Raw genomic sequence first — 25,260 nt, 5'->3', positions numbered from 1 at the left:
CGGCGGAGACTAGGGGGCCTGCGCCCATTGTCCAGAGGGTTAGGCGATGCGGATCTGCGGCCCCGCCGCCACCGTGCCGATCCGAACCGCGCCAGGCACCCGTGTCAACACGGCCTCCACGGCGTTGTCGGGGATGGCCGCCAGCAGGCCACCGGCAGTCTGTGGGTCGAACATCAGATCGCCCCGCGGCGTTTCCGGCACCTCGACCTTGGTCGCCGTCGCGGCAATGTTGGCCGCCCAAAGGGTCGAGCGGACGCATTGTTTGGCCAGCGGCCAGGCGCCATCGAGTAGCGGGATATCGGCCAAAGTGATGTCTGCACCGACATCTGAGGCCGCACAGAGATTGGCCAGATGCCCCGCCAGGCCAAAGCCTGTCACATCGGTCATCGCATGGGCGACCGGCGCCAAAACCGCCGACGCCTCGCCCGACCCGTGCGCCATGCTGTTCCAGCAGGCCAGCACATCCGCGCCCGGGGCCTGCGCGCGCATTTCAGCGGCCAGGATGACACCGGTGCCGATTGGTTTGGTCAGGATCAGGGCATCGCCCGCCTGCGCGCCCTGCAGCGTGATCGGCGCGGCACAGGTTCCGGTCACGGTGAACCCGATGCTCAACTCTGCCCCCATCGCCGAATGCCCACCTGCGACCGCCGCGCCTGCCTCGGCAAAAACCGCGCCCGCGGCCGCCATGATCTCGTCCAGCCAGGCCGCCTGCATGTTCACCGCAAGCCGCGGCAGCGTGATCTGGGCCAGCGCCGCCTGGGGCGCGGCGCCCATCGCCCAGATATCGCCCAAAGCATGAATGGCCGCAACCCGCGCCACCAGCGCCGGATCGCCTGCGAAGGCCCGCAGATGGTCGGTGCTGATCACGTGCCGGGTCTTGCCCGTGCCGATCACCGCGGCATCGTCACCCGGCACCAGCGCCACATCCTGTCGCGCCGCGCCCAATGCCCGGCCCAGAACAGGCGACAGCGCCTCCTGGGGCAACTTGGCGCCACACCCGCCGCAGGGCACGGGGCCCGACATGGCGGTCGCCACCCCCTTGGCCGCGTCCTGGGGCACCCCCGGTTGCGGCATCGCTGGCAGATGGCGGAACTGATCCATGAACGTCTGATCGATGCTGTTTTTCCAACGCCACAAGGCATCGCCTTCTGCGGACAGGCCCGATTTTTCGGCAATGGCCCGTTTCTCACCCAGCGAAATCAGCTTCAGGAAATCCTTCTGCGGCCGGAAGGCGCGCCTTTGTCGGCCCGTCAAATCCGCGCGGAGGTTATGGGCCAGGACCGGCGCGGCCCGAACCGCATAGACGCCCGCCTTGGGTCGCGGATCATGGAGGATATGCGCGCAATCGCCAGCCGCATAGATCGTCGGATCGGCGGTGGAACGCAGATACTCGTCCACCTCCAGATATCCATCGCGGCAGGGCAAGCCGCTCTCGGCGACCCAGGCCTGGGGCGTCGCGCCCGCCGTGCCAATGGTCAGGTCAGAGGCGATGCGCCGTCCGTCTTCCAACACGACGGCATCGGCCTCGACAGCCGCAGGGGTCGCAGCCTCGATCCGCTGAACCCCGTGACGATGCAGGGCCGCCAGCATCCGCGACCGCGCCGATGGCACCACGTTCGACAGGATTTCCCCACGATCGATGATCGACACGTCAACGTTGCGCCCCAGCGCGTTCATCCGGTGCACAGCCGCCATGGCGACTTCGCATCCGGCAACACCGCCGCCCAGGATGGCGATCTTCAGATCCCCCGCACCTGCGCAGATCTCGGCCCATTGATCGGCAAAGCGGCCCAACGGTTTGGCCGCGATGCCATGTTCGGCAAAACCCGGCAGGCGCGGCATCTTGGCAGTGATACCGATATCCATCGACAGCAGATCATAAGGAATAAGCCGCCCGCTTCTCAGCCTCACCTGTTTGGCGGCGGGGTCCAGGGCCACGGCATGATCCACAATCAGCCGCGCATCCGCGAACCGCGCCAAGCGCACCAGATCGATATCCAACGCGTCACGTGTGTAATGCCCCGCCAGATGCCCTGGCAACATGCCCGAATAGGGCGCGGTTGGACCGGGATTGATCAATGTCACCCGCACGCCGGGCACCGGGCGCATGCCCCATTTGCGCAGAACCAGCGCATGGGTATGGCCGCCGCCGACAAAGACCAATTCGCTCACCAGGGGGACGGGGCTGTGCATCACTCACTCCTCGGAAATGTCGCGCCATCCGCCGTGAAACGGATCTTCGGGATATCCAACACGCGTCAGATAAAGTCCTTCTGGCGGGGCAACGGGCCCGCAGGCGGATCGGTCAGCGGCAGCCAGCGCGCGCGCCACATCCTCCGGTGCCCAGGCGCCCGTGCCGACCCGTTCAAGCGTGCCGACAATCGAGCGGACCTGATTGTGCAGGAAAGACCGCGCGTGCAGATGGAACAGGATCTCGCGCCCCGCCGGGGTTGTGCGCGCCTCGACCCGGATCTCGTCCAGGGTTTTGACGGGCGACTTCGCCTGGCACAAAGCTGCGCGGAAGGTGGTGAAATCGTGTTTGCCGATCAAGTGCCGCGCACCTTCGGCCATGGCGTCGGCATCCAGATCATGGCGCAGCGCCCAGGCCTGACCGGCATTGTGAACCAAAGGCGCGCGGCGGCACATCACTTTGTAGGTATAACTGCGGCTGATCGCAGAGAAACGCGCGTGGAAGTCTTCGGAGACCTGGGCGCAGGCCGTGATCGCGACGGGGGCCGGTTTCAGGTGCCAGTTCAGCGCCTCGGCCAGGCGGAACGGCGTCCAAGTCTTGGCCAGATCGACGCTGGCCACCTGCCCCAACGCATGCACGCCCGCATCGGTGCGTCCCGCCGCGGTGATGGACGGCACGTCGGGCTCCAACCGCGCCAGCGCCGCCTCGACAGCGGCCTGCACCGAGGGCACGTCGGCCTGACGCTGCCACCCCGCGAAGGGCGCGCCGTGATATTCGATCCTGATTGCGTAACGTGGCATGGCAAGGGGGCTAACCCATCCAGCTTTCCCCGGCAATCAGCCCTCGAAACCTTTGAGGCGAATGCCTATTCTCAACAGGTCACAAGCGCGAGAGGATACCCCCTTGGTGATCGGAGCCATTGCAGACACCCTGGGACGGGGGATCGAGGGTGTGACGGATGCCGTGTCGGAAACCTTCTTCGAGCCGGTGATCCGGCTGGGTGTCACGGGCCTGGCGCGGTCGGGCAAGACGGTGTTCATCACCTCTCTGGTCGCCAATCTGCTGGACCGGGGCCGCATGTCCGGCCTGGAAGCCGCCGGGGCGGGTCGGATCGAAGCGGCGTTTCTTCAGCCGCAGCCCGATGACACGGTGCCGCGCTTTGACTTCGAATCGCATCTGGCCACGATGACCGGCGTCACGCCCTCTTGGCCCGAAAGCACGCGGACAATCAGTGAGTTGCGTCTGTCGCTGCGGGTCCGGCCCCGCGGGTTGCTGTCGGGCCTGCAAGGACCGCGCACGGTCCACCTGGATATCGTGGATTATCCCGGCGAATGGCTGTTGGATTTGGGCCTTCTGGACCAGAGTTTTGAGGCGTGGTCGGCCGAGGCGCTGGCCCGCGCTACGCGCCGCGCGGAAGGCGGCGCCTATCTGGCCGCGCTGGATTCTGTCGATCCGGCCGGGAAATTGTCGGAAACCCAAGCCGCCGATCTGGCCCGCGCCTGGACCGCCTATCTGCAAGCGGCGCGGGCGGCGGGCTACAGCGATTGCACGCCCGGGCGCTTCCTGTTGCCGGGTGATCTGGACGGCTCGCCCGCTTTGACCTTTGCGCCGCTGCCGCCCTCCGCCGCGGGACGCGGATCGCTGGCACGCGAATGCGCACGCCGGTTCGAAGCCTACAAGGCGCAGGTCGTCAAACCGTTCTTCCGCGAACATTTTGCGCGGATCGACCGACAGGTGGTCTTGGTCGACGCCTTGGGCGCGATCCATGCCGGCCCGCCCGCCTTGGAAGATTTGCGCCAGGCTCTGGCCCATATCCTGGGGCCGTTCCGCCCGGGGCGAAACTCCTTCCTGACCGCAATTCTGGGCAAACGGGTCGACAAGATCCTGTTTGCCGCGACCAAAGCCGATCATGTGCACCACGAACACCATGGGCAATTGCAGGCCATCATGGCGGCGCTGGTCACCGATGCGCGCCGCCGCGCGGATTTTTCGGGGGCGGAGACCCAAGCCATGGCCATCGCAGCCCTGCGCGCGACAATCGAAGAGACACGGCGGGTGAATGGCCGCGATCTGGGTGTGGTGCGCGGGACGTTGTTGGATAGCGGCAAACAGGCCGCCCTGCATCCCGGCGATTTGCCCAGCGATCCCGGTATTCTGCTGTCGCCCGCGCGGGAGGGGGCGGAGGCCTGGTTGGACGCGGATTTCGATGTGATGCGCTTTGCCCCGGCGCCGCTCTCGCTGCGGACCGGGGAAGGCCCGCCGCATATCAGGCTCGACCGGGCGGCGGAATTCTTGATCGGGGACAAGCTGAGATGAGGGATTGCGCTGCCTTCGGCATCGCCGGGGGGCGGGCGCCCTCGCCTGCGGCTCGGGCGCCCGCCGCGCATCACGGGAGATCTTGGGAAACTGAGCCTGTGCCGATGTATTGCGCCCTGCCCCGCCTGGGCGATGCGGTATCATCCGGTCGCACCTGTGGAGCCGTTTTTTGGGTATTTTGAGCCAATGGAAGATGTAAGCCATGGATAAGCGGCGCGGACCCGTTGTGTTTGACCTGGACGAGCGGCCCGAGAGGGGGCCTGCGGAGGCTGCGCCGGTCCCCGATGATCTGCCGCTGCCCGATGGGCGTGCGATGCAGGTGGTGGCCCGGCTGGGCGCGCGCCGTCCGTCGCGGTTGGCGCGGTTCTTTTGGAGCGCGCTTCTGGCGCTGATCGGTTTCGCGGCGTCGCTCGCGGCATGGGATTTTGTGACCGGCTTGTTGGAGCGCTCGCCACTGCTGGGTTGGACGGCCTTTGGGCTGATTGCCGCGGTACTGCTTGCCTTGTTGATCATCGCCTTGCGGGAACTGGCGGCGTTTGCCCGTCTGGGACGGCTGGATCAGCTGCATCAGGGCGCTGAGGCGGCTTTGGCCGCGGGCGATGTCAGCGGCGCGCGCGATATCACACGGCGGATCAGTGCGCTTTATGCCGGGCGGCCTGAATTGAAGCTGGGGCGCGAGACATTGGATCGCCGCCGCGACGAGATGTTCGATGCGACAAGCCTCTTCGCACTGACGGAAACCGAGATCCTGCTGCCGCTGGACCGCGCGGCCCAGGCAGAGGTGGAGGCGGCTGCCCGTCAGGTGGCAACGGTGACGGCATTGGTGCCCCTGGCGCTGGCCGATGTGATCACGGCGCTGACCGCGAACCTGCGGATGATCCGCCGGATTGCCGAAGTCTATGGCGGGCGCGCGGGCACGCTGGGATCCTGGCGGCTGACCCGCGCGGTGCTGACCCATCTGGTGGCGACGGGGGCCGTGGCCATCGGCGATGATGTGTTGGGCTCGGCCCTTGGCGGATCGATCCTGTCCAAAGTATCCCGTCGGTTCGGGGAAGGCGTGGTCAATGGCGCCCTGACCGCGCGGGTTGGCGTGGCCGCGATGGAGGTGTGTCGCCCGCTGCCCTTCGGCGAAGGGCGCAGGCCGAGCGTCACCGGTCTGATCCGGCGTGCATTGACGGGCTTGTTCGGTTCAAAAACCGATACGGCGACGGAGGGCTGATGCCCCGGCCAAAGCCATCGCGTTGCACGACGCCAAGCCGGGTGCGCGACCGATACCGGCGGACGCAGACGGGCTGACATCCCGCGCGGGCCGTGCGATGCAGGCGCATGAGCACCGCAACGCCTCCGACCCAGGACCGTCCGCTTCTCGGCATCGCACTGATGTTGGGCTTTTGCGCGGTGATCCCCTTTGCCGATGCGCTCGCAAAATTGCTGGGCGAAGACTTTCCGCTGATGCAGCTGATCCTGGTGCGGTTTCTGGCGCAATCGATCCTGTTTGCGCCTGTCGCGCTGGCCATGGGGGCGGCATTGTTCCCGTCAACACGCGTGCTCGGCCTGACGATCGCGCGGACCTTGCTGCAGATTGCCGGACTTTTGCTGATGTTCTCGGCCCTGCGGGTCCTGCCGCTGGCGGATGCGGTGGCCATCGCGTTTGTGATGCCCTTCATCATGCTGATCCTGGGCCATTTCATCTTGCATGAAGAGGTCGGGCCGCGCCGCCTGGCCGCCTGTGCCGTGGGGTTTGTCGGCACGTTGATGGTGGTGCAACCCAGCTTTGCCGCCGTGGGATGGGCGGCGCTGTTGCCGGTCGGGGTCGCCTTCGTGTTTGCGTTTTTCATGTTGGTGACACGGGCCATGGCGAAAGAGATCGCGCCGATGGCGCTACAGGGGGCCTCGGGCCTTTTGGCGCTGCCGCTGGTCGCGCCGCTGGCCTTTCTGCCCGTGTCGATGGAGACGCCTCTGGTGGGCTGGATTGCACCCATGGGCGCCGAAATCTGGCTGTTCCTGGCCCTGGGCCTGTTTGGCTCACTCGGCCATCTTCTGATGACCTGGTCGCTGCGCTTCGCCCCCTCGGCCACCCTGGCCCCGATGCAATATCTGGAAATCCCGTTGGCGACCTTGGTCGGCTTTGCCATGTTCGGCGACCTGCCCAATGGATTGGCCACGGCGGGGATCGCGGTCACCATCGCTTCGGGGCTCTACATCGTCGCGCGCGAACGCAATCAGGCTAGGCGCGTGCAAGATCCGGCATAGCGCGCGGCGTCAGTTCCGGCATCGGCGGCACCAGATCGCCGCAGACCAACCGCGTCAGGATGGCGGGCACAGGCGGCATCTGGCTAAGCGGGGCCAGCACGCGGTCGCGCAACACGGGCAGCCAGGCGCTGTCGGACTGATATTGCGGCGTGAAGGACGCGCTAAGAAGCTGATAGAGCCACACATGCCAGCGCCGCGCCCCGGCATAAAGGCGCAACGCCTCCTCGCCCCGATGCGCGCGCAACGCCAATTGCAGCGCCCGCGCGTCGAGCAGCGCCATATTCGCCCCCTGCCCCAATTGCGGTGAGGCACGATGCGCGGCATCGCCGATATGGACCAACCCGTCCTCATAGGGGCGGCGCAGGGCGCCATGGGTGTAGCGGGCCGGTGTGAAATCATCGTGGCTCAGACTGTCCGGCAGATAGGTTTCGAATTCGGGCCAAAGCGCTGCGGCCTCGTCCCGCCAATCCGCGAAGGGACGCGCAAAATGGGCATCGATGGCATCCGACCTCAAGGAATAGAAAATCGCCGCCAAGGGCGTATCGGCGGCACTTTGCATCGTGCCCACAGGCAGCACACCTAGCATCCGGTCGGCGCGACGATACCTCTGCGTCAGACGGTCCACGGGATGGGGCGCGGCATCGGGCCAAGGCACGGTCGCCCAAACCGCGCCATAGCTCAGAGGCCGGGCGCGCAGTGGCGACAGCGACGATCCGGCACCAAGCGCATCGACGATCAAATCGAACGGACCTTCCAAAGCGCCATTCACCCGCAGGCGCTGACCGTCCCGGCCCGTGACCGGGCTCGACGGGACAATCTGCGCACCTCCGGCCTGCGCCGCATCATAGAGCGCCTGGAACAAGGCCGCGCGGTGGATGCCAAGACCCTGCCGCTCCGGGCCGCGGCCATAATTCACCGCCAGAACGACCCGCCCGCGGGTCACCTCATCGCCATACATCCGGGTGATCGGTGTGCCGCGGGCCAAAACCTCGGCGGCCGCCCCGGCGGCGCGCAGCACCTCCATCCCCACCGGTTGCATCACCAAACCCGAGCCCACGGGGCGCGGCGCCTCGAACTGGTCGAACACGACCACCCGATGCCCATCGCCCGCCAACAAAGCGGCGGCGGCCAAGCCACCAATCCCCGCACCCGCAATCGCAATCGTCTGTCCCATATGTCGGACCATAGCGTCCCGCGACGTCGCGCCCATGCGGCAGGATGCTCCAGCGCCGTGGCCTTTGACCTTCGCGGCCCCTCGGCCTATACGGTCGCCATGGAACGCATATTCGGCCTTTGCATTCGAATTAGCGGCCCGGCCCTCTGATCACCTGAGGCGCCGGGATCTTACGCGTGTTTGGGCTTGAGCCCTGGCACCGCCCTGCTACACCCCAAATGATATCCGATGATGAGGAGCGCCACGCAATGTGCGCCGACAAAGCCGATACTGCGTCCGTGGACTATAAAGACACGCTGAACCTGCCAAAAACCGATTTCCCGATGCGCGCGGGCCTGCCCAAGCGCGAGCCTGACTGGCTGGCAAAGTGGGAGAAGATCGGTGTCTATGACCGCCTGCGCGAGAAAGAGGGACGTGAAAGCTTCACGCTGCATGACGGCCCGCCCTATGCGAATGGCAACCTGCATATCGGCCACGCGCTGAACAAGACGATCAAGGATATCATCGTCCGCTCGCACCAGATGATGGGCTATGACAGCCGCTATATCCCCGGCTGGGATTGCCACGGCCTGCCCATCGAATGGAAGATCGAGGAACAGTACCGCAAGAAGGGCCGCAACAAGGACGATGTGGATATCGTCGAGTTCCGGCAGGAATGCCGCGACTTCGCGGACCATTGGGTCGGTGTTCAGCGTGAGGAATTCAAGCGCCTCGGCATCACGGGCACTTGGGACAAGCCCTACCTGACGATGGATTTCCGCGCCGAGCGGATCATCGCGGAAGAGTTCCAGAAATTCCTGATGAACGGGACGCTCTATCAGGGGTCGCAACCCATGATGTGGTCCCCCATCGAGCAAACGGTGCTGGCTGAGGCCGAGGTCGAATATCACGACAAGGACAGTTTCACGATCTGGGTGAAGTTCAAGGTGCTGATCGATGCCACGACACCCGCCGTCGAGGGTGATGTTGGGCAGGTCGAACCGCTCAGTGATTTGGACGGCGCGCATGTGGTGATCTGGACGACGACGCCCTGGACCATCCCGTCCAACAAGGCGGTCGCCTTCGGGCGGGACATCTCCTACGGCCTCTACAAGGTGACCGGCACGCCCGAGGAATGTTGGGCCAAGGTCGGCGACAGATACATCCTCGCGGATACCCGCGCGGCCGACGTCATGGCCCGCGCCCGGTTGGAGGATGGCCAGTGGCGGCGCCTGCGCGATGTAACTACAGAAGAACTACAGGATCTTTACGTGTTGCATCCCCTCGCAAACGCGCCCGGAGCGGACGGCGAATGGGACGAGCCGCGCGACTTCCGCCATGGCGATTTCGTCTCAGACGAGGAAGGCACCGGCTTCGTTCACTGCGCGCCGTCTCACGGGATGGAGGAGTACGAGCTCTATCGCGATCTCGGAATGCTGGATCAGGTTCTCACCTACAACGTGCTCGATGACGGGTCCTTCCGCGCCGGCCTGCCGTTCTTCGGCGGCAAGTATATCCTGTCCCGGAAGGGCGGCGAAGGTGATGCCAACAAGGCCGTCATCGACAAGCTGGCCGAGGTTGGCGGGCTGCTCGCGCGCGGGAAGATCAAGCATTCCTACCCGCATTCCTGGCGGTCCAAGGCCCCGATCATCTACCGCAACACGCCGCAATGGTTTGCCGCTATCGACAGGCCGGTGGGCGACGGTTTGGACATGCATGGCACCACGATCCGCGAGCGCGCCCTGACCGAGATCGACCACGTCAAATGGACCCCGCAATCGGGCCGCAACCGCCTGTACTCCATGATGGAATCGCGCCCCGATTGGGTTCTGGGCCGTCAACGCGCCTGGGGCGTTCCGCTGACCTGTTTCACCAAAAAGGGCGCCCTGCCGACGGACCCCGATTACCTTCTGCGGAACGAGGCCGTGAACCAGCGCATCCTCGACGCCTTCGAGGCCGAGGGCGCCGACGCGTGGTACAAGCCCGGCGCCAAGGAGCGGTTTCTGGGCAACGATGTGGACCCGAATGATTACGATCAAGTCTTCGACATCCTCGACGTGTGGTTCGACAGCGGCTCCACCCATGCCTTCGTCCTGCGCGACCGTGAGGATGGAACCGAAGACGGCATCGCCGATGTCTATATGGAAGGCACCGACCAGCACCGCGGGTGGTTCCATTCCTCGCTGCTGCAATCGGTCGGCACAACGGGGCGCGCGCCATATCGCAACGTGGTCACCCACGGGATGACGCTGGATGAAAAAGGCTTCAAACAGTCGAAATCATTGGGAAATATCACGCCACCCCAGGACGTCATCAACCAATATGGCGCGGATATCCTACGGCTCTGGGTGGCGCAGACGGACTATACCGCCGACCAGCGGATCGGGCCGGAAATCCTGAAAGGCACGGCGGACAGCTACCGCCGCCTACGCAACACGATGCGCTTCATGCTTGGGTCGCTGAACGACTTTACCGAGGCGGATCGCGTGGAGCCTGCCGACATGCCGGAGCTGGAACGCTGGGTGCTGCACCGGCTGGCGGAACTCGATCAGGTCGTCCGGGATGGCTACAAAGCGTTCGATTTCCAGGGCGTGTTTCAGGCCGTCTTCACCTTCGCCACGACCGATCTGTCGGCCTTCTATTTCGACATCCGCAAGGATGCCTTGTATTGCGACGGCGATACGCTCCGGCGGCGATCCGCGCGAACGGTGCTCGATATCCTGTTCCACCGGCTGACGACATGGCTGGCACCGATCCTGGTGTTCACGATGGAAGAGGTTTGGCTGGAGCGCTACCCGGGTGACGACAGCTCGATCCATCTGGTCGATATCCCCGAAACGCCCACCACATGGCGGGACGAGGCCTTGGCCACGAAATGGGCCAAGGTCCGCGCCGCGCGGCGCGTGGTGACGGCGGCGCTAGAGGTACAACGGCGCGACAAAGTCATCGGCGCCTCGCTGGAGGCCGCACCGGTTGTTCATGTCGAGGATGCGCATACGCTCGCCGCACTTAAGACCGTCGCGTTCGAGGATATGACCATCACCTCCGACATCGTGCTGACGGATGACCCGGCCCCCGCCGAGGCATTCCGCCTGCCAGAGATCGCTGGGATCGCTACAGTGTTCGAAAAGGCCGAAGGGCAGAAATGCCAGCGCTGCTGGAAGATCCTGCCCGATGTGGGAACCCACCGCCACGAAGGTGTCTGCGCGCGCTGCGACAGCGCGCTTTCATAAAAGATCTAAAAGGGCGTGCCGCGGCGCGCCCTTTCCCATCCGACATGCGCGTTTCAACCCTTCGCGAATGCACACAGGCTTGTGCCTTGGGTTTTGCCGCGCCGCGTCCTAGCTTGCCCGCAAATAGGACAAAGGACGCGACAGATGGCACGCCAAGAGGAATACACTCCCCCGAAAGTCTGGACCTGGGACGCCGAGAATGGCGGGGAATGGGCCAAGCTGAACCGGCCCATCGCGGGCGCCACCCATGACAAAGAGCTGCCGGTGGGCGACCATCCGTTTCAGCTCTACTCACTGGCCACGCCCAACGGTGTGAAGGTAACGCTGCTCTTCGAAGAACTGCTGGAGGCAGGCTATTCCGACGCAGAATATGACGCCTGGCTGATCAAGATCGGCGATGGCGATCAATTCGGCAGCGGCTTTGTCGAGCTGAACCCAAACTCGAAAATCCCCGCCCTACTGGACCGTTCGGGGCCAGAGCCCGTGCGGGTCTTCGAATCCGTTGCAATCATGATGCACCTCGCCGAGAAGTTCGACGCCTTCCTGGGACCTGCGAAGGCACGACCCGAATTGCTCAGCTGGTTGATGTGGCAGATGGGCAGCGCACCCTTCCTGGGCGGCGGCTTCGGGCATTTCTATGCCTATGCCCCCTACCCGATGGAATATCCCATCAACCGCTACGCGATGGAGACCAAGCGCCAGATGGACGTGTTGGACAAGCATTTGGCCGAAAACGAATGGATGGTCGGTGGCGAATATACCATCGCCGATATGGCGATTGCCCCCTGGTATGGGCGCCTGGCCCTGGGCGGCGCCTATAATGCGGGAGAATTCCTGTCGGTGCATGAATACAAGAACGTCATCGCCTGGGCCGAGCGGATCGAGGCCCGGCCCGGCGCCAAGCGCGGCAAGATGGTGAACCGCACGTTCGGAGAACCCCATGAACAGCTGCACGAACGCCACTCCGCAGAGGATTTCGCGACGAAGACGCAGGACAAGATTGGCTGAGATTTCCGACGATCAGATCGCCGAGGCGCTCCTGCGCCTTGGCGCCGAGCGGGCGGGGCGCACATTCTGTCCGTCGGAGGCCGCCAGGGCGGTGGCCAAGGATTGGCGCCCGCTGATGCCAGAGGTGCGGCGGGTGGCGAAACAGCTTGGCCTGCGCGCCACCCAGAGAGGCGTGCCGGTTGATCCCATTACGGCCCGCGGCCTGATCCGTTTGGCGCAGGATCCGGGTTGTGCGAAGGGCGCGCCAGACGCAGGTTAGGGCCATGGAACAGCGCATCTCTGTCGACACACCCCTCGGCCCCGTCTACCTGGAGGAGGCCGACGGCGCGATTGTCAAATCCGGCTGGCGCAAGGTGGACGCGGCTGCCGACACGCCGCTGCTGCGCGAAGCTGCGTCGGAGTTGGTGGCCTATTTCGACGGACAGCTGACAGAGTTCAGCGTCCCGATCCGCCACGGACGCAACGATGCGACCGGCGCCGTGTGGAATGCGATGCGGGCCATCCCCTTGGGCGACACGCGCACTTATGGCGATGTCGCGACAGAGGTTGGCATACCCGCCCAAGCGGTCGGTCAAGCCTGCGGGGCAAACAACATCCCAATCCTGATCCCCTGCCACAGGATACTCGGCACCGGCCATCTCGGCGGCTTTTCCGCTCCACAAGGCATCGAAGCAAAAGTATGGCTTTTGCGACATGAAGGCGCGGCAGGACTGTTAATATAGGTTAACAGATTTCCTTAACGCGATCAATCCCCGCTTTTATCCACAGCCTAGTCTGGCAGAGTGATCGCGGCGTCACCGGCCCGCATCATCCCCTTCGCCCGGTCAAATCGAAGATATGCCAGACCCGCACCATTGGCTTGCGTGTAGAGCGTTCCAACGGGTTTCTCCCCGGCATTGATCGGGGTTCCGACGGGGGCGGTGCCGCTGACCGCGACCGTAGCAAGCCCTTTGCGCAACTCGGTCTTGTGTTTCATCCGAGCGGTCACCTCCTGACCCACATAGCAGCCCTTGCGGTGATCAACACCGCCCAACCGGTCGAAGCCCACCTCTAGGATGTAGGTCTCATTCGGGACCAACTCGATCCCGGTTTCGGGGATCGAATGGGCCACGCGCAGCGCGTCCCAATCGATCGCGGGCACAGCACCGGTTGTACCATAAGCCCGCCAACCCAGATCCGGGTGACGCGGATCGACAAAGGCGTCTTCGGGCATATCGCCAGTCCCGCGGGTCACCGGCATGTTGGCCTCTTCAATCTGCACATCGGCGCGCAGGCGATACATCATCAACCGCTGCGCCAGTCCCGGCACCATATCTGATTTGACGTCGATCAGGATGTCATCACCGCGATCGAGCAAAAAGAAATCGGCCAGATACTTCCCCTGGGGTGTCAGCAAGGCGGAATAGACCAATTCGCTAGGCTCCGCGTCGCGGGTGACAAGGCCCTTCAGAAAGTCATGCGCATCCGCGCCGCTGATCCGCAACACGCTGCGATCCGTTGCTGTTTCGCCTGACATGGTTAAGCCCCCTTGATCCGTGATATCACAGGTAATCATCAGACCGTCCCGCGGCAACATTGACCGGCCAAAGGGGCCGCGATACCTCTGCCAAAACCCACCCCGTCCACGGAGCCGCCCCATGACCCTTGCCAATGGTCGCCATTATCTTGCCATTCCCGGACCATCGGTGATGCCCGATCGGGTCTTGCAGGCGATGCACCGGGCGGCGCCCAACATCTATGCTGGCGAATTGCCGGAGATGGTCGATGGGATGGTGCCGGACTTGAAGGCCGTGGCCCGCACGGAGCACAACGTGGCGATCTATATCGCTAATGGCCATGGCGCCTGGGAGGCCGCTTTGGTCAATATTCTCAGCCGCGGGGATAAGATCCTGGTTCTGGGCACCGGGCGGTTTTGCCTGGGATGGGGTGAAATGGCCAAGATGATGGGCGTTGACTGCCAGATCATCGATTTCGGCGCGCAATCGGATATCGACATGGCCCGCGTGGCCGAGGCGTTGGACGCCGATAAAGACCATGACATCAAAGCCGTGCTGGCCGTTCATGTCGACACGTCGACCAGTGTGAAGAACAATATCCAAGCTTTGCGCAAAACGCTGGATGAGGCGGGCCACCCCGCCCTCTTGTGCTCGGACAACATCGCGTGCCTGGCGGTCGACGATTTTCATATGGATGCGTGGGGCGTCGATGTGATGGTGACGGGCTGTCAGAAAGGTCTGATGACGCCGCCGGGCCTGTCTTTCGTCTATTTCAACGACCGTGCCGACAAGGCGCGCGACACGGCTCAATTGGTCACGTCCTATTGGGATTGGCGGCCCCGTGTCGAAGCGCCTGTGTTTTATCAGTATTTCTGTGGCACGGCGCCGACGCATCATCTTTATGGCTTGCGCAAGGCGCTGGATATGATCCTGCATGAGGAAGGTCTGGATGCGGTGATCCGGCGCCATCAGGTTCTGGCCCAGGCGATCTGGGCGGCGGTCGAAGTTTGGGGGCAGGCCGGCCCTGTCCGCCCGCAGATCGCCGAGCGGTCGAAACGCAGCCATGCCGTTACCACGCTGAATTTCGGGCCCGGAAACGGCCAGCGCCTGCGCGATTGGATGACCGATCAGGCGGGCGTGACCTTGGGTATCCCGCTGCCCGGCTCGCAGCCTGAAGGTGTCGCGCCCGAAGACATGCTGCGGATCGGCCATATGGGCCATGTGAACTCGCATATGGTGCTGGGTGTACTGTCGAGCCTGCAGGCCGGGATGACGGCCCTTCAGATCCCCCACGGTGCGACGGGTCTTGAGGCCGCGATGCGGGTGATCGCCGAAGCGGCCTAGCCTGCCTCGGCCAATGCCAAGGGCAAGGCGTCTGCAAAGGCATCCAGCGCCGCGTCAGGCGCACAGGACACGCGGATACAGCGGTCTTGCGGCGCGGTGAACGGCATCCGCACGAAGATGCCCCGAGCGACAAGCGCCTTGAGAACCGCCCGCGCATAATCGCCGTCGCGCCCGCAATCGATGGTCACGAAATTCGTGGCAGAGGGCAGTGGGATCAGCCCGTTGTCACGGGCAATGTCGCCGATCCGGTCTCGCGCTCTAGCGATCTGGGCAACGGTTTGAGTTAGGTAGGCCTGATCTTCAAGCGCCGCCTGGGCCGCCGCCTGCGCCACGCGACCAACGCCGAAATGATTGCGGATCTTGTTGAAGGCCAAAGCGAAATCCGGCGCCGCGAGCCCGTAGCCCACCCGCATCCCCGCCAAGCCGTAAGCCTTTGAAAACGTGCGAAACCGGATCACCCGCGGATGGGTCAAATCCAAGGGTGGGATTGCCTCGGCCGGGGCGGTGTCGGCATAGGCTTCGTCCAGCGCCAACACGCAACCCTCAGGCAACTTCGCGATCATATCCTGGATTGCGTCGGCCTTATGCCAGGAGCCCATCGGATTGTCGGGGTTGGCGAAGTAGATCAGCTTCGCGTCAAGCTCAGCAGCCTTCGCGATCAAAGCCTCGGGATCTTCATGATCACCCAAATAGGGCACTTTGTGTAATTGCCCGCCAAAGCCTGCGACATGGTAGTTAAAGGTCGGATAGGCTCCGTCGGAGGTCACAACCGCATCGCCGGGCTCGATCAACAGCCGCACCAGATAGCCGAGCAGGCCGTCAATCCCCTCCCCCACCACGATGTTTTCCGGTGAAATCGCGTGATGGGTGGCCAGCGCCGCACGCAAATCGTAATTTTCCGGGTCCCCATACATCCAGGCGCCGGAGGCCGCGTCAGCCAACGCCTGAATGGCAAGGGGCGAGGGGCCAAAGACACTTTCATTCGCCCCCAAACGCGCCAAAAAGGGCGCGCCGCGGCTGCGTTCCTGGGTTTCGGGGGCCACAAAGGGCACGGTGGCGGGCAGGCCCTGGGCCAGCTGAGTATAGCGCGGATCGGTCATGCCACCCGAGAAAGCGGAAAACGCACCGCGCCGCAAGCCTCAAGAAGACAGGCGCCGAAGACCGCCGCCCCAGTTCGATCCGGGGCAGCTAAGTCGGCTTAGTAGTTGTCTTCGCGCAAAAAGCGGGCGTTAACCCAGCCGCGCTCATATCCCTGCCAAGCCACATAGCACCAGTTTGCTGGGCCATAGCTGGTGGAGATCGTCTGGCAGCCCAAAAGCTGAACACCACGGGCATTGTGCGGCAGGCGATCCACGATGTGATAGCGCACGCCCGGACCGTAGCGCACGTTCAGTACGTCATAGGACGCGACGTTGTGCACGCGCCAGAAATCTGGGCCGTGACCGTCATTGCCATAGCCACCAGGGCCGTGACCGGTTGCTTGGGCGCTGGCGCTGAGCATCAGAACAAACGCGAAGATTAATGAAAGGCTGCGAAAAAAGGGGCTCATAACAAAGACTCCGACAAGAAGAATGCCCAAGCTTGCCCCAGGATGCGTAACCGATCAACGGCGGAAAACCGTCGCTCATGTGTCCCAGAAGAGCCAGAGCAAGAACGGACCGCCCAAAGAAAACAGCACTACCCCGCCAATTTGGCCGGTAAAATCGACGACCCCGTAGATCAACAATTCCTCAATCCCGGTGATCTGATAATCATCCAGGAACCAATCGACACCAAGGGAATAGATCCCCATGGCGATCAGCCACGACGTGGCGCACAGGACGATCCCAGCCAGTCGCCAGAACCATCGGCGCAGCGTCCGGATCACCCGACCTCGGCCAACCGCGCGAGCGCCTCTTTCAAGCGAGCCTCTTCCTCTTCGCGGGCCGCGAGGTTGTCTTGCGTTTCCTCTACCACTTCAGGCGGGGCGCTTTCGGCGAATTTCGGGTTGTTGAGCCGCCCGCGTAACCCGCCGAGTTCTTTCGCGAGTTTGCCCAGGGTCTTTTCCAACCGCGCCTTTTCTTCACCCACATCGATCAGATCCGCGATGGGCAGGCCGAATGTGCCGCCATCGACAGCAATGGTGACGGTGCCTTTCGGGAAGGCGTCAATCGGTGTGACTTCGGACAACCGCGCCAGGCGTTCGATCATCGCCGAGTTGCGGGCAAAGGCGCCCTGCCCCGCCGTGTCCAAATCGCTTTGCAGAAGCTGGCATTTCAGCCCCGCCGGAACGTGCATCTGTTGCCGGGCCGAGCGTATGGCTTCGATCAAGGAAATCACCCAGCGCATCTCACGCTCGGCATTTTCATCAATCAATTCAGATCCGTAGCTGGGCCAATCGGTATGGACCAACATCTTGGGCCGCTCGACGATTTCGCCCCAAAGCTCTTCGGTGATGAAGGGCATGGTCGGGTGCAGAAGGATCAGACATTGGTCGATGACCCAGGCCATCGTCGCGCGGGTTTCCGCGATGACGGCCTCATCGCCCGAGGCGAAAAGCGGCTTGGCAAATTCCAGATACCAGTCGCAGACCTTGCCCCAGACGAATTGATACAGCCCGTTCGCCGCATCGTTGAACCGATAGGCCGCCATCGCGTCATCATGGGTCAAACGGGCACGCGCGGTTTCGCCGATGATCCATTTATTCACTGTCTGCGTCACGCTGGCCGGGTCGAAATCGGCGCTGGGTTTGCACTCGTTCATTTCGGCAAAGCGCGCGGCGTTCCACAGTTTGGTGCCGAAATTCCGGTAACCCGCGATGCGGTCCTTGGACAGCTTCAGGTCACGCCCCATGGCGGCCATGGCGGTCATCGTGAAGCGCAGCGCATCGGCGCCGTATTCGTCGATCAGCTCCAGCGGGTCGAGCACGTTGCCCGTGCTTTTCGACATCTTCTTGCCCTTCTCGTCTCGGACCAGGGCATGCATGTAGACGTCTTTGAACGGCACCTCGTCCACGACGGCGAGCTGCATCATCATCATCCGCGCGACCCAGAAGAAGATCAGATCAAAGCCGGAGACGAGGACGGAAGTCGGGTGGTATTTCTGCAATTCCGCGGTCTGCTCCGGCCATCCCAGAGTACCGATGGGCCAGAGGCCGGAAGAGAACCAGGTGTCGAGCACGTCGGGATCGCGCCAAACCGGGTAGACAAGATGGGTCGGGTCTTGATTGACGGTATAATCTGCGAGACCCGCCGCCAGCATGTGCGCCGCCTCTGACCGATCGCTCACCTCGACAACGCGCGCATGGTTAAGAGGCGTCGGCAGTCCTGCCAGAACATCGTTGAACTGCTGAGACACATCATCGAAATCGGCGGCGCTATGATGCCGTTCATCGCCTTTTAGCAGGGTCTGAGCATCGAGGATGCGCATCATCTCGACTTCATCAAGCGCGCCATCACCCTCATCGTCGACAAAGCCATGGGCACTTAGATCAAATCCATACCAAACCGGGATCTGGTGTCCCCACCAGAGCTGGCGGGAGATCGTCCAGGGCTCGATATTTTCGAGCCAATGGAAATAGACCTTCCGCTGCTGATCGGGCATGATTTTGGTGCGGCGATCGCGAACGGCGTCGAGCGCGGGGCCGACGATTTTTGCTGTATCAACAAACCATTGGTCGGTCAGCATCGGCTCGATGACGACCTTCGACCGATCGCCGAAAGGCTGGGTGATCAGCTTGGCTTCGACCAGCGGAACTTGCGTGACCTCGTCGTCGATCTTCTTCTTGCCAAGGCGCGGGTCGTCGGACGTTGTCATAACGGCCAGGCCCTCGGCGGTGATCTCAGCGACGACCTTTTCACGGGCCTCGAACCGGTCGAGCCCGCGCAGATGGTCGGGCACCAGGTTCAGGGCGTCGACCTCCATTTCGGTCAGGGTTTTTTCAGCCTTTGCAACGGCTTGCGCTGTCGCCGCGGCGTCGGCATAGGGCACACCATCGTCACGCAAATGGCCTTTGGTGTCCATCAGCCGGTAGCACGGAATGTCCCCGCGTTTGGCGACAGCGTAATCGTTGAAATCGTGGGCGCCGGTGATCTTCACCGCGCCAGAGCCGAAATCTGGGTCGGGATATTCATCGGTGATAATCGGGATCTGGCGGCGGTATTCCTTGGGCCCGACCGGAATTTCGCAGAGTTTTCCAACGATTGGCGCATAACGTTCATCATCGGGATGAACCGCGACGGCGCCGTCACCCAGCATGGTTTCGGGCCGGGTTGTTGCGATGGAGATGTAGTCCCGTGTCTCGCGCAGGGTGACTTGCCCGTCCTCGTCTTTCTCGATGTATTCGTAGGTCGCGCCGCCGGCGAGCGGGTATTTGAAGTGCCACATGTGACCGGCGACATCGTTGTTCTCGACCTCAAGATCCGAGATCGCGGTTTCAAAATGCGGGTCCCAGTTGACCAGGCGTTTTCCCTTGTAGATCAAGCCCTTGTTGTACATATCCACAAAGACTTTGATCACCGCGTCGTGGAAATTCCCCTCTTCCCCATCGGGCGCGCCGGGGGCACCGGACATGGTGAAGGCCTCGCGCGACCAATCGCAGGAGGCGCCAAGGCGCTTGAGTTGTTCACGGATCGTGCCGCCGGATTTCGCCTTCCAGTCCCAGACGTGGCCCAGGAACTCATCACGGGACAGATCCCGACGCTGGATCTGCGACAACGACAATTCTCGTTCGACAACCATTTGGGTCGCAATCCCTGCGTGATCGGTGCCCGGTTGCCAGAGCGTGTCGAAGCCGCGCATCCGATGCCAACGGGTCAGAACGTCTTGTAATGTATTGTTAAAAGCGTGGCCCACATGGAGAACGCCGGTCACGTTGGGGGGCGGGATCATGATCGAAAACGGCTCAGCACCCGGCTTGGCATTGGCGCCAGCGGCAAAGCAATTCTCATCTTCCCATCGCGCGTAAATCCGCGCTTCGGCCTCGGCGGCGTTGAAACTCTTGTCCATGGGTCCGGCCCCTTCATTCGCTTGAAGGATGAGTTAGCGAGTTGGCACGGGAAGGCCAAGGGGGATTGGCGCAGAGGTCGCGATCTAGGTTGGCACCTCTGCCATCAGGTATATCAATCCTATATCAATTTGACCCGCGGGCCGCGCGGCGCGGTTCGGCGGTTTCGGCATCGATCAGATCGAGCACAGCCCCGGCGGCTTTTGTCAGGGCCGCGTCACCTAGATCGCCGACATCGATCCGCGCGCGGATCGGCATCTGGTCCGCACGGCGCAGGCGGCCATAGGCGGGGTCGTAATGCTCGGTGATCAGGGCCTGGGCCAGCTCCACATGGTTGCCCGCGGTCAGCATCCGCAGCCATGCCTCCACCACGCCGTGGCCCGCCAAGGCGCGCAACCCGTCGAGCCGGGCGCGCAGGTCGACAGTGTTCGATGCCAGATCGGCATATTGCGCCGCGAGATAGCGCGCGCGGTATTCGGGCGTGGTCTGCAGGACGATCCGGGGGCTGGCCTTCATCGCCCCCCAAAGAGCGGGCGGCAGGCGCAGCGCGCCGATGCGCGCGGATTCCGCCTCAACCAGCAAAGGGCGGGATGGGTCACACCCGCTCAGCGCGGTCAGGATCTCGGTTTCGAACCATTTTTGCGCCGGTTGCGGACCGTCGATATCGCCTAAGATCGACCCGCGATGGCACGCGAGCCCTTCCAGATCGAGAACCTGAGCCCCCATCGCCCCGGCGCGCCGCAAAATGTCAGTTTTCGCGGTGCCGGTGAACCCGTCGAGCCGCAGGATGTGAAACGGTAAAGCGGCGTCGTAAAGCTGCGCCACGACATGGCGGCGCCAGGATTGGTAGCCGCCCTCCAGCACATCGACGCGCCAGCCGATCTGCGACAGGATCGAGGCGAAACTGCCCGAGCGCTGCCCGCCGCGCCAGCAATAGACCAGAGGGCGCCAGCCGCCATCCCGGTTCATCAGATGCGTCTCAATCGCCGCCGCCGCATTGCGCGCCACGAGCGCAGCCCCGATCTTGCGGGCCTTAAAAGGGCTGTCCTGCGTATAAATCGTGCCGACGCGGGCGCGTTCGTCATTTGACAGGACCGGCATGTTCACCGCGCCCGGCACGTGGTCTTCGGCAAATTCCGACGGGCTGCGGACATCGATGATGCTGTCGAATCCCGCTCTGTTCAGCGCCGCGAGGTCCGTGAGCGTGTAGGGCACCTAAAATCCATCATCGTTCATCTTGCGGAACCGTTGGATCAGGCTGGACGTATCCCACCGCCCGCCGCCCATCTGCTGCACCTCGGCATAGAATTGATCGACCATCGCCGTGACTGGCATCGACAGTCCCATGTCCTTGCCTTGCGCCAGTGCGATGCCGAGATCCTTGCGCATCCAATCGACGGCGAAGCCGTGGTTGAACTCATTGTCGATCATCGTGCCCGCGCGGTTGGCCAATTGCCACGAGCCGCCAGCGCCCTGGCTGACCAGATCCGCCACCTTTTTGGCATCGAGCCCTGCGCGCATCGCCATGTAGAGCCCTTCGGACACGGCCTGGATCGCGCCGGCAATGCAGACCTGGTTGACCATTTTGACCAATTGCCCGCTACCGACCTCGCCAAAATGGACGGTGCCTTTGGAATAGGCCGCAATGATCGGTTTGGCGGCCTCAAAATGCGCCTCGTCGCCGCCGCACATGACGGCAAGCTGGCCGTTTTCAGCGCCTGCCTGGCCGCCCGAAACCGGCGCATCAACCCAGCCGATGCCTTTATCGGCGCCGATGGCGGCCAATTCGCGGGTGACGATGGCGGACACGGTCGTGTGGTCGACGAAAATCGCACCGTCTGACATGCCCGCGAAGGCGCCGTCATCGCCCAGCACGACCGAGCGCAAATCATCGTCGTTCCCGACACAGGCCATCACGAAATCGGCGCCCGACACAGCCTCTTTCGGGGTCGGTGCCCATTTGCCTCCGGTGTCAGAAGCCCATTGTTCGGCCTTCGATGTGGTGCGGTTATAGACCGTCACCTGATGGCCCGCGTTCAAAAGATGGGCCGCCATCGGGTAGCCCATGACCCCCAGGCCCAGGAATGTCACATGTGCCATGCTGTCCTCCGCTATGTACTTGGCCGGACCCTAGCAGCGGAGGGTCTGGTGTCCAGCCGGTTGGAGGTGGGCTTTGGGATCAGAGCCTGCGGCGCAGGCGGGCCAGCAAGATCGGCACCAGAACGGTCAAGATCAGCAGCCGCAGCACATGGTGCGCGGCGACAAAGGCAGGCTCCACCCCGATCTGCACGGCCATGGCGGCCATGATCTCGACCCCGCCCGGCGCAAAGGCGATCAGCAGCATAGCGGCGGGCAAGTCTAGGATACGGGCCGTGATCAGCGCGCCAATTGAGGCGATGGCGCAAGCGATCAACGTGGTCCCGATCCCGGCCAGCGCACCGTCCTTCAACTCTTGCAAGGTGATCCCGTTAAACCGTGTCCCGATCAGGGCTCCCATGGTGACAAAGGCGAAGGTGGTGATCCAAACAGGCGGCGCGCCGGTCACAAGCGCTGTGCCATGAAGCGCGCCGGACATGACCATACCCGCCAGGAGGAAGGCCGCGGGGATGTTCAGCCATTTGAACACGAAGCCTGTGGCAAGCGAGGCCAAAGCCACAAGCGCCAATGGCAGCGGCGGCAGGACCCCATAGGCGGTGGTTTGGACCCCGCCCTCAAATCCCGAGGCGACCAGGATCGCCGGAACCAGCAATGTCAGCAACAACACACGCATGGTCTGCACCAGGGCCACGCGCCGGAGGTCGGATTTCAGATCCGAACTGAGCCCCATCACATAGCTCAGATGCCCCGGCACCGAAGACAGCAAAGCCGTCATCGGGTCGAAGGCGAACATACGTTCCAGCAAGAGCCGTGCAAGGGTCAGAATTGTCAGCAAGCTGAGGGTCAGCACCGCCAGCGACAGCGGCCAGGTGATCGCGGTGGCGATGACATCGGGGGTGACGGTTGCGCCGATCCCGATCCCCAGGCCAAGGAAACACGCATCGCGCAAGGGTGTAGGGATCAAGCCACGCATCCCGGCCAGGCAGGCCAGCGTCACAAACAATGCGGGGCCGGTCAACATAGCGGCGGGCGCCCCCACCAGAGAGGCCAGTCCAGCGCCAGCACCGCCGACCAGAAGTGTCAGCGCGATATCGCGCGCGTCATGTGCCGTCATAGGTCCAACGATATTGGGGCGGTGTGGGGCCTTTGTTGCGGCCGCCCTGCTGGGTCTGTTCCCAGCTATGGGCGAGGATCCCGACGCTCCGCGAGAGGCAGAAAAAGCCCCGAGCCAGCGGGGCCGGGCAGCCCAGTTCCGCGAAGATCACGGCCGTCGCGCCATCGATGTTCATCGGCACCGGTTTGCCTTTTTCGCGCGCCAGGTCCGCCTGGATCGCGCGGCCGATCTGTCCGTAGGATCCGGGCACGCCGCCGGTTTCGGCGACCGCGTCGACCAGCTCCAACAGGCGCGGCGCGCGCGGATCGGTGGTGGTGTGAAAGCGGTGTCCAAAACCCGGCAGATAGGGCCCGTGCTCGGCGCGCCAGGTGTCGAGCGCAAGGCCCAGCCCCTCGGGCCCCGCGCGATCCACGTGATGGTAAAGGGCCAGTGCCTGCTCCCCCGCCCCGCCATGGACATCGCCCAGCATATTCAGCCCCGTGGCCATCGCCGATTGCAACCCGACGCCGCAGGTCGTCGCCATGCGCGCCGCGGCAATTGACGGCGCTTGCGGTCCGTGATCGACAGCGGCGACCAAAGCGGCCTCGAAAAGGTCGGCGCGCGGGCCGGAAATCTCTTCACCGGTGACCATCAGCCAGATCATCTGGGCAAAGCTGCGATGGCCGATCAGATCCTCGATCGGATGGCCGCGCAGATGGATGCGGCCGGGTTCCATATCGATGATCCGGGTGCGCCACCAATCGGAAACATCGCTCATATCGCGTCGTCCTTGGCCATGGTTTGGATCTCAACCTCGGAGTAGCCCAGTTCCCCCAGGATGTCCCGCGTGTCCTGCCCCAGAATGGGCGGAGGCGTGCCGACGAAGGGCCGCGTATCATCCATCCGGAACCCCGCCGTCACCACATCAATGGGCTGGCCCAGCCCCGGCACATCGTCGAACCGCGTGACCAGCCCGCGATCCGCGATCTGGGGGTGCGCCAGCGCCTGGGGCACGGTCAGGACGGGACCGGCAGGGATGCCTTGCGCGTTCAACGCCGCGACCCAATGGGCGGCGGGTCGGGTCGTCAGCACGGTTTCTAGCTCAGCGCGCAAGGCGTGGCGGTTGGCCTTGCGATCCTCTCGCGTGACAAAGCGGGGATCGTCGAGCAGGTCGTCGCGGCCCAAAAGCCGGGCAAGCGCCCGCCATTGTTCATCCTTGTTGGCGGCGATGTTGAGCGGCGCGTCTTGCGCCTGAAACAGGCCCGACGGCGCGGAGGTGGGATTTTCATTGCCATGGGCTTGGGGCGCCGCGCCGCCGATCAGATGGTTCGACACGACCCAACCCATCGTCGCCAGCGTCGCCTCCAGCATGGAAACGTCGATGAAGCTGCCGCGCTGGGGCGCGTTGAGCGCCGCGCTGATCGCCATCGCCGCTGTCAGCCCGCCAATCGTGTCGCTGATCGGATAGCCCACGCGAAACGGCGTGGTGCCGTCACCGGTGATCGACATGACGCCCGAAGCGCCCTGGATGATCTGGTCATAGGCAGGGTTTTGGGCCAGCTGGCCATCCTGTCCAAAGCCCGAAATGGCACAGTAGATGAGGCGCGGATTAACCTGGCGCAGGACCTCGTAAGAGAGGCCCAGACGCTCCATCACGCCGGGGCGGAAGTTTTCGACCAGCACGTCGGCGGTGCTGACCAGCCGTTTCAGAGCCGCCTTGCCCTTGGCGTGTTTAAGGTTGAGCGTAATGGATCTTTTGCCCGCATTCTGCGCCAGAAAGCTGATCCCCATCCCTTGCGCACTCAGCTCGGGCGAGGCCCCGAGATTGCGAGCCAGGTCGCCGCCTTTGGGCGTTTCGACCTTGATCACCTCGGCGCCAAGATGGGCCAGTTGGTGGCAGGCGAAGGGGCCTGCGAGGACGTTGGTCAGGTCGAGAACGCGGATATCGGCGAGGGGGGCGGTCATGAACAGACCTGTATCGCCAGGCCGGGGGTCAGTGTCATCGCCGTCTCGCAGGGTGGCGATCCAACTGCGTGGCTAGGGCACTTTATGGCTGCCAAATCCGCACTGCGAGTGAGCAAAGCGCATATGT

At 63.6% G+C, this 25,260-nt stretch carries 21 protein-coding genes; 8 read left to right on the top strand and 13 right to left on the bottom strand.

All coding sequences use genetic code 11. From position 1 onward, the window contains the following. Positions 1–39: 39 nt before the first annotated feature. Together selD and truA are read right to left on the bottom strand one after the other, a co-directional pair. A complete protein-coding gene (gene selD, locus V8J82_RS11750) occupies positions 40–2,193 on the bottom strand; it encodes a selenide, water dikinase SelD (protein WP_339975494.1) in 2,154 nt (717 codons plus the stop codon). Positions 2,194–2,196: 3 nt separating this feature from the next. Further along, the gene (gene truA / locus V8J82_RS11745) at positions 2,197–2,991 is read right to left on the bottom strand and encodes a tRNA pseudouridine(38-40) synthase TruA (RefSeq protein WP_339975492.1); all 795 of its coding nucleotides are present in this window, start codon (positions 2,989–2,991) and stop codon (positions 2,197–2,199) included. A gap of 103 nt (positions 2,992–3,094) precedes the next feature. Here truA and V8J82_RS11740 point away from each other — a divergent pair, with 103 nt between their 5' ends. The 3 genes from V8J82_RS11740 (at position 3,095) to V8J82_RS11730 (ending at position 6,760) form a co-directional block, all read left to right on the top strand. Next, a complete protein-coding gene (locus V8J82_RS11740) occupies positions 3,095–4,507 on the top strand; it encodes a YcjX family GTP-binding protein (protein ID WP_339976034.1) in 1,413 nt (470 codons plus the stop codon). Between the two features lie 202 nt (positions 4,508–4,709). Beyond that, complete coding sequence (locus V8J82_RS11735) at positions 4,710–5,726, top strand: YcjF family protein (RefSeq protein ID WP_339975490.1); 1,017 nt, start codon at positions 4,710–4,712, stop codon at positions 5,724–5,726. Between the two features lie 107 nt (positions 5,727–5,833). After that, a complete protein-coding gene (locus V8J82_RS11730; protein ID WP_339975488.1) occupies positions 5,834–6,760 on the top strand; it encodes a DMT family transporter in 927 nt (308 codons plus the stop codon). On the opposite strand, the gene V8J82_RS11725 is transcribed toward V8J82_RS11730, so the two are convergent. Then, positions 6,735–7,934, bottom strand: coding sequence for an FAD-dependent oxidoreductase (locus V8J82_RS11725; RefSeq protein WP_339975486.1), 1,200 nt, complete (start codon positions 7,932–7,934; stop codon positions 6,735–6,737). The two genes, V8J82_RS11730 and V8J82_RS11725, sit on opposite strands and share 26 nt — an antisense overlap. A 248-nt stretch (positions 7,935–8,182) precedes the next feature. On the opposite strand from V8J82_RS11725, the gene ileS reads away from it, so the two are divergent. From ileS to V8J82_RS11705, 4 genes are all read left to right on the top strand, one after another. Then, positions 8,183–11,146, top strand: a complete 2,964-nt coding sequence (ileS, locus tag V8J82_RS11720) for an isoleucine--tRNA ligase (RefSeq protein WP_339975484.1) — start codon at positions 8,183–8,185, stop codon at positions 11,144–11,146. A gap of 144 nt (positions 11,147–11,290) precedes the next feature. Further along, entirely contained in the window at positions 11,291–12,154 is an 864-nt protein-coding gene (gene yghU, locus V8J82_RS11715) for a glutathione-dependent disulfide-bond oxidoreductase (protein WP_339975482.1), read from the top strand. Further along, positions 12,147–12,413, top strand: a complete 267-nt coding sequence (locus V8J82_RS11710) for a DUF3253 domain-containing protein (protein WP_439650057.1) — start codon at positions 12,147–12,149, stop codon at positions 12,411–12,413. The genes yghU and V8J82_RS11710 overlap by 8 nt, the downstream gene beginning before the upstream one ends. Before the next feature lie 4 nt (positions 12,414–12,417). Continuing rightward, on the top strand, positions 12,418–12,876 hold the full coding sequence (locus V8J82_RS11705) for a methylated-DNA--[protein]-cysteine S-methyltransferase (protein WP_339975480.1): 459 nt from the start codon (positions 12,418–12,420) through the stop codon (positions 12,874–12,876). Positions 12,877–12,923: 47 nt separating this feature from the next. On the opposite strand, the gene ygfZ is transcribed toward V8J82_RS11705, so the two are convergent. After that, the gene (gene ygfZ / locus V8J82_RS11700) at positions 12,924–13,670 is read right to left on the bottom strand and encodes a CAF17-like 4Fe-4S cluster assembly/insertion protein YgfZ (protein WP_339975478.1); all 747 of its coding nucleotides are present in this window, start codon (positions 13,668–13,670) and stop codon (positions 12,924–12,926) included. A gap of 121 nt (positions 13,671–13,791) precedes the next feature. Here ygfZ and V8J82_RS11695 point away from each other — a divergent pair, with 121 nt between their 5' ends. Further along, positions 13,792–14,994: a pyridoxal-phosphate-dependent aminotransferase family protein gene (locus V8J82_RS11695; RefSeq protein ID WP_339975476.1), complete on the top strand. Its 1,203-nt coding sequence runs from the start codon at positions 13,792–13,794 to the stop codon at positions 14,992–14,994. On the opposite strand, the gene V8J82_RS11690 is transcribed toward V8J82_RS11695, so the two are convergent. From V8J82_RS11690 to V8J82_RS11650, 9 genes are all read right to left on the bottom strand, one after another. Further along, complete coding sequence (locus tag V8J82_RS11690; protein ID WP_339975473.1) at positions 14,991–16,094, bottom strand: pyridoxal phosphate-dependent aminotransferase; 1,104 nt, start codon at positions 16,092–16,094, stop codon at positions 14,991–14,993. The genes V8J82_RS11695 and V8J82_RS11690 overlap by 4 nt on opposite strands. Before the next feature lie 98 nt (positions 16,095–16,192). Next, positions 16,193–16,543, bottom strand: coding sequence for an SH3 domain-containing protein (locus V8J82_RS11685; protein WP_339975471.1), 351 nt, complete (start codon positions 16,541–16,543; stop codon positions 16,193–16,195). A gap of 75 nt (positions 16,544–16,618) precedes the next feature. Next, on the bottom strand, positions 16,619–16,861 hold the full coding sequence (locus tag V8J82_RS11680; RefSeq protein WP_339975469.1) for a hypothetical protein: 243 nt from the start codon (positions 16,859–16,861) through the stop codon (positions 16,619–16,621). After that, positions 16,858–19,980 (bottom strand): valine--tRNA ligase, encoded by a 3,123-nt coding sequence (locus V8J82_RS11675; RefSeq protein WP_339975467.1) that lies wholly within the window; start codon positions 19,978–19,980, stop codon positions 16,858–16,860. Before V8J82_RS11675 ends, V8J82_RS11680 begins: the two co-directional genes overlap by 4 nt. A 124-nt stretch (positions 19,981–20,104) precedes the next feature. Continuing rightward, entirely contained in the window at positions 20,105–21,193 is a 1,089-nt protein-coding gene (gene mnmH, locus V8J82_RS11670; RefSeq protein WP_339975465.1) for a tRNA 2-selenouridine(34) synthase MnmH, read from the bottom strand. After that, positions 21,194–22,078, bottom strand: a complete 885-nt coding sequence (locus V8J82_RS11665) for an NAD(P)-dependent oxidoreductase (RefSeq protein WP_339975463.1) — start codon at positions 22,076–22,078, stop codon at positions 21,194–21,196. It lies immediately after the preceding gene. A 79-nt stretch (positions 22,079–22,157) separates the two neighbouring features. Next, positions 22,158–23,189: an AbrB family transcriptional regulator gene (locus V8J82_RS11660; RefSeq protein ID WP_339975461.1), complete on the bottom strand. Its 1,032-nt coding sequence runs from the start codon at positions 23,187–23,189 to the stop codon at positions 22,158–22,160. Further along, positions 23,176–23,946 carry a citryl-CoA lyase gene (locus tag V8J82_RS11655; RefSeq protein WP_339975459.1) on the bottom strand — a complete coding sequence of 257 codons (771 nt, stop codon included), beginning with the start codon at positions 23,944–23,946 and terminating at the stop codon, positions 23,176–23,178. Before V8J82_RS11655 ends, V8J82_RS11660 begins: the two co-directional genes overlap by 14 nt. Next, the gene (locus V8J82_RS11650; protein WP_339975457.1) at positions 23,943–25,133 is read right to left on the bottom strand and encodes a CaiB/BaiF CoA transferase family protein; all 1,191 of its coding nucleotides are present in this window, start codon (positions 25,131–25,133) and stop codon (positions 23,943–23,945) included. Before V8J82_RS11650 ends, V8J82_RS11655 begins: the two co-directional genes overlap by 4 nt. Positions 25,134–25,260: the final 127 nt, after the last annotated feature.

It is taken from the genome of Gymnodinialimonas mytili, from assembly GCF_037544085.1.
Lineage (GTDB): Bacteria > Pseudomonadota > Alphaproteobacteria > Rhodobacterales > Rhodobacteraceae > Gymnodinialimonas > Gymnodinialimonas mytili.
This window is presented reverse-complemented; position numbering and strand designations above follow the sequence as displayed.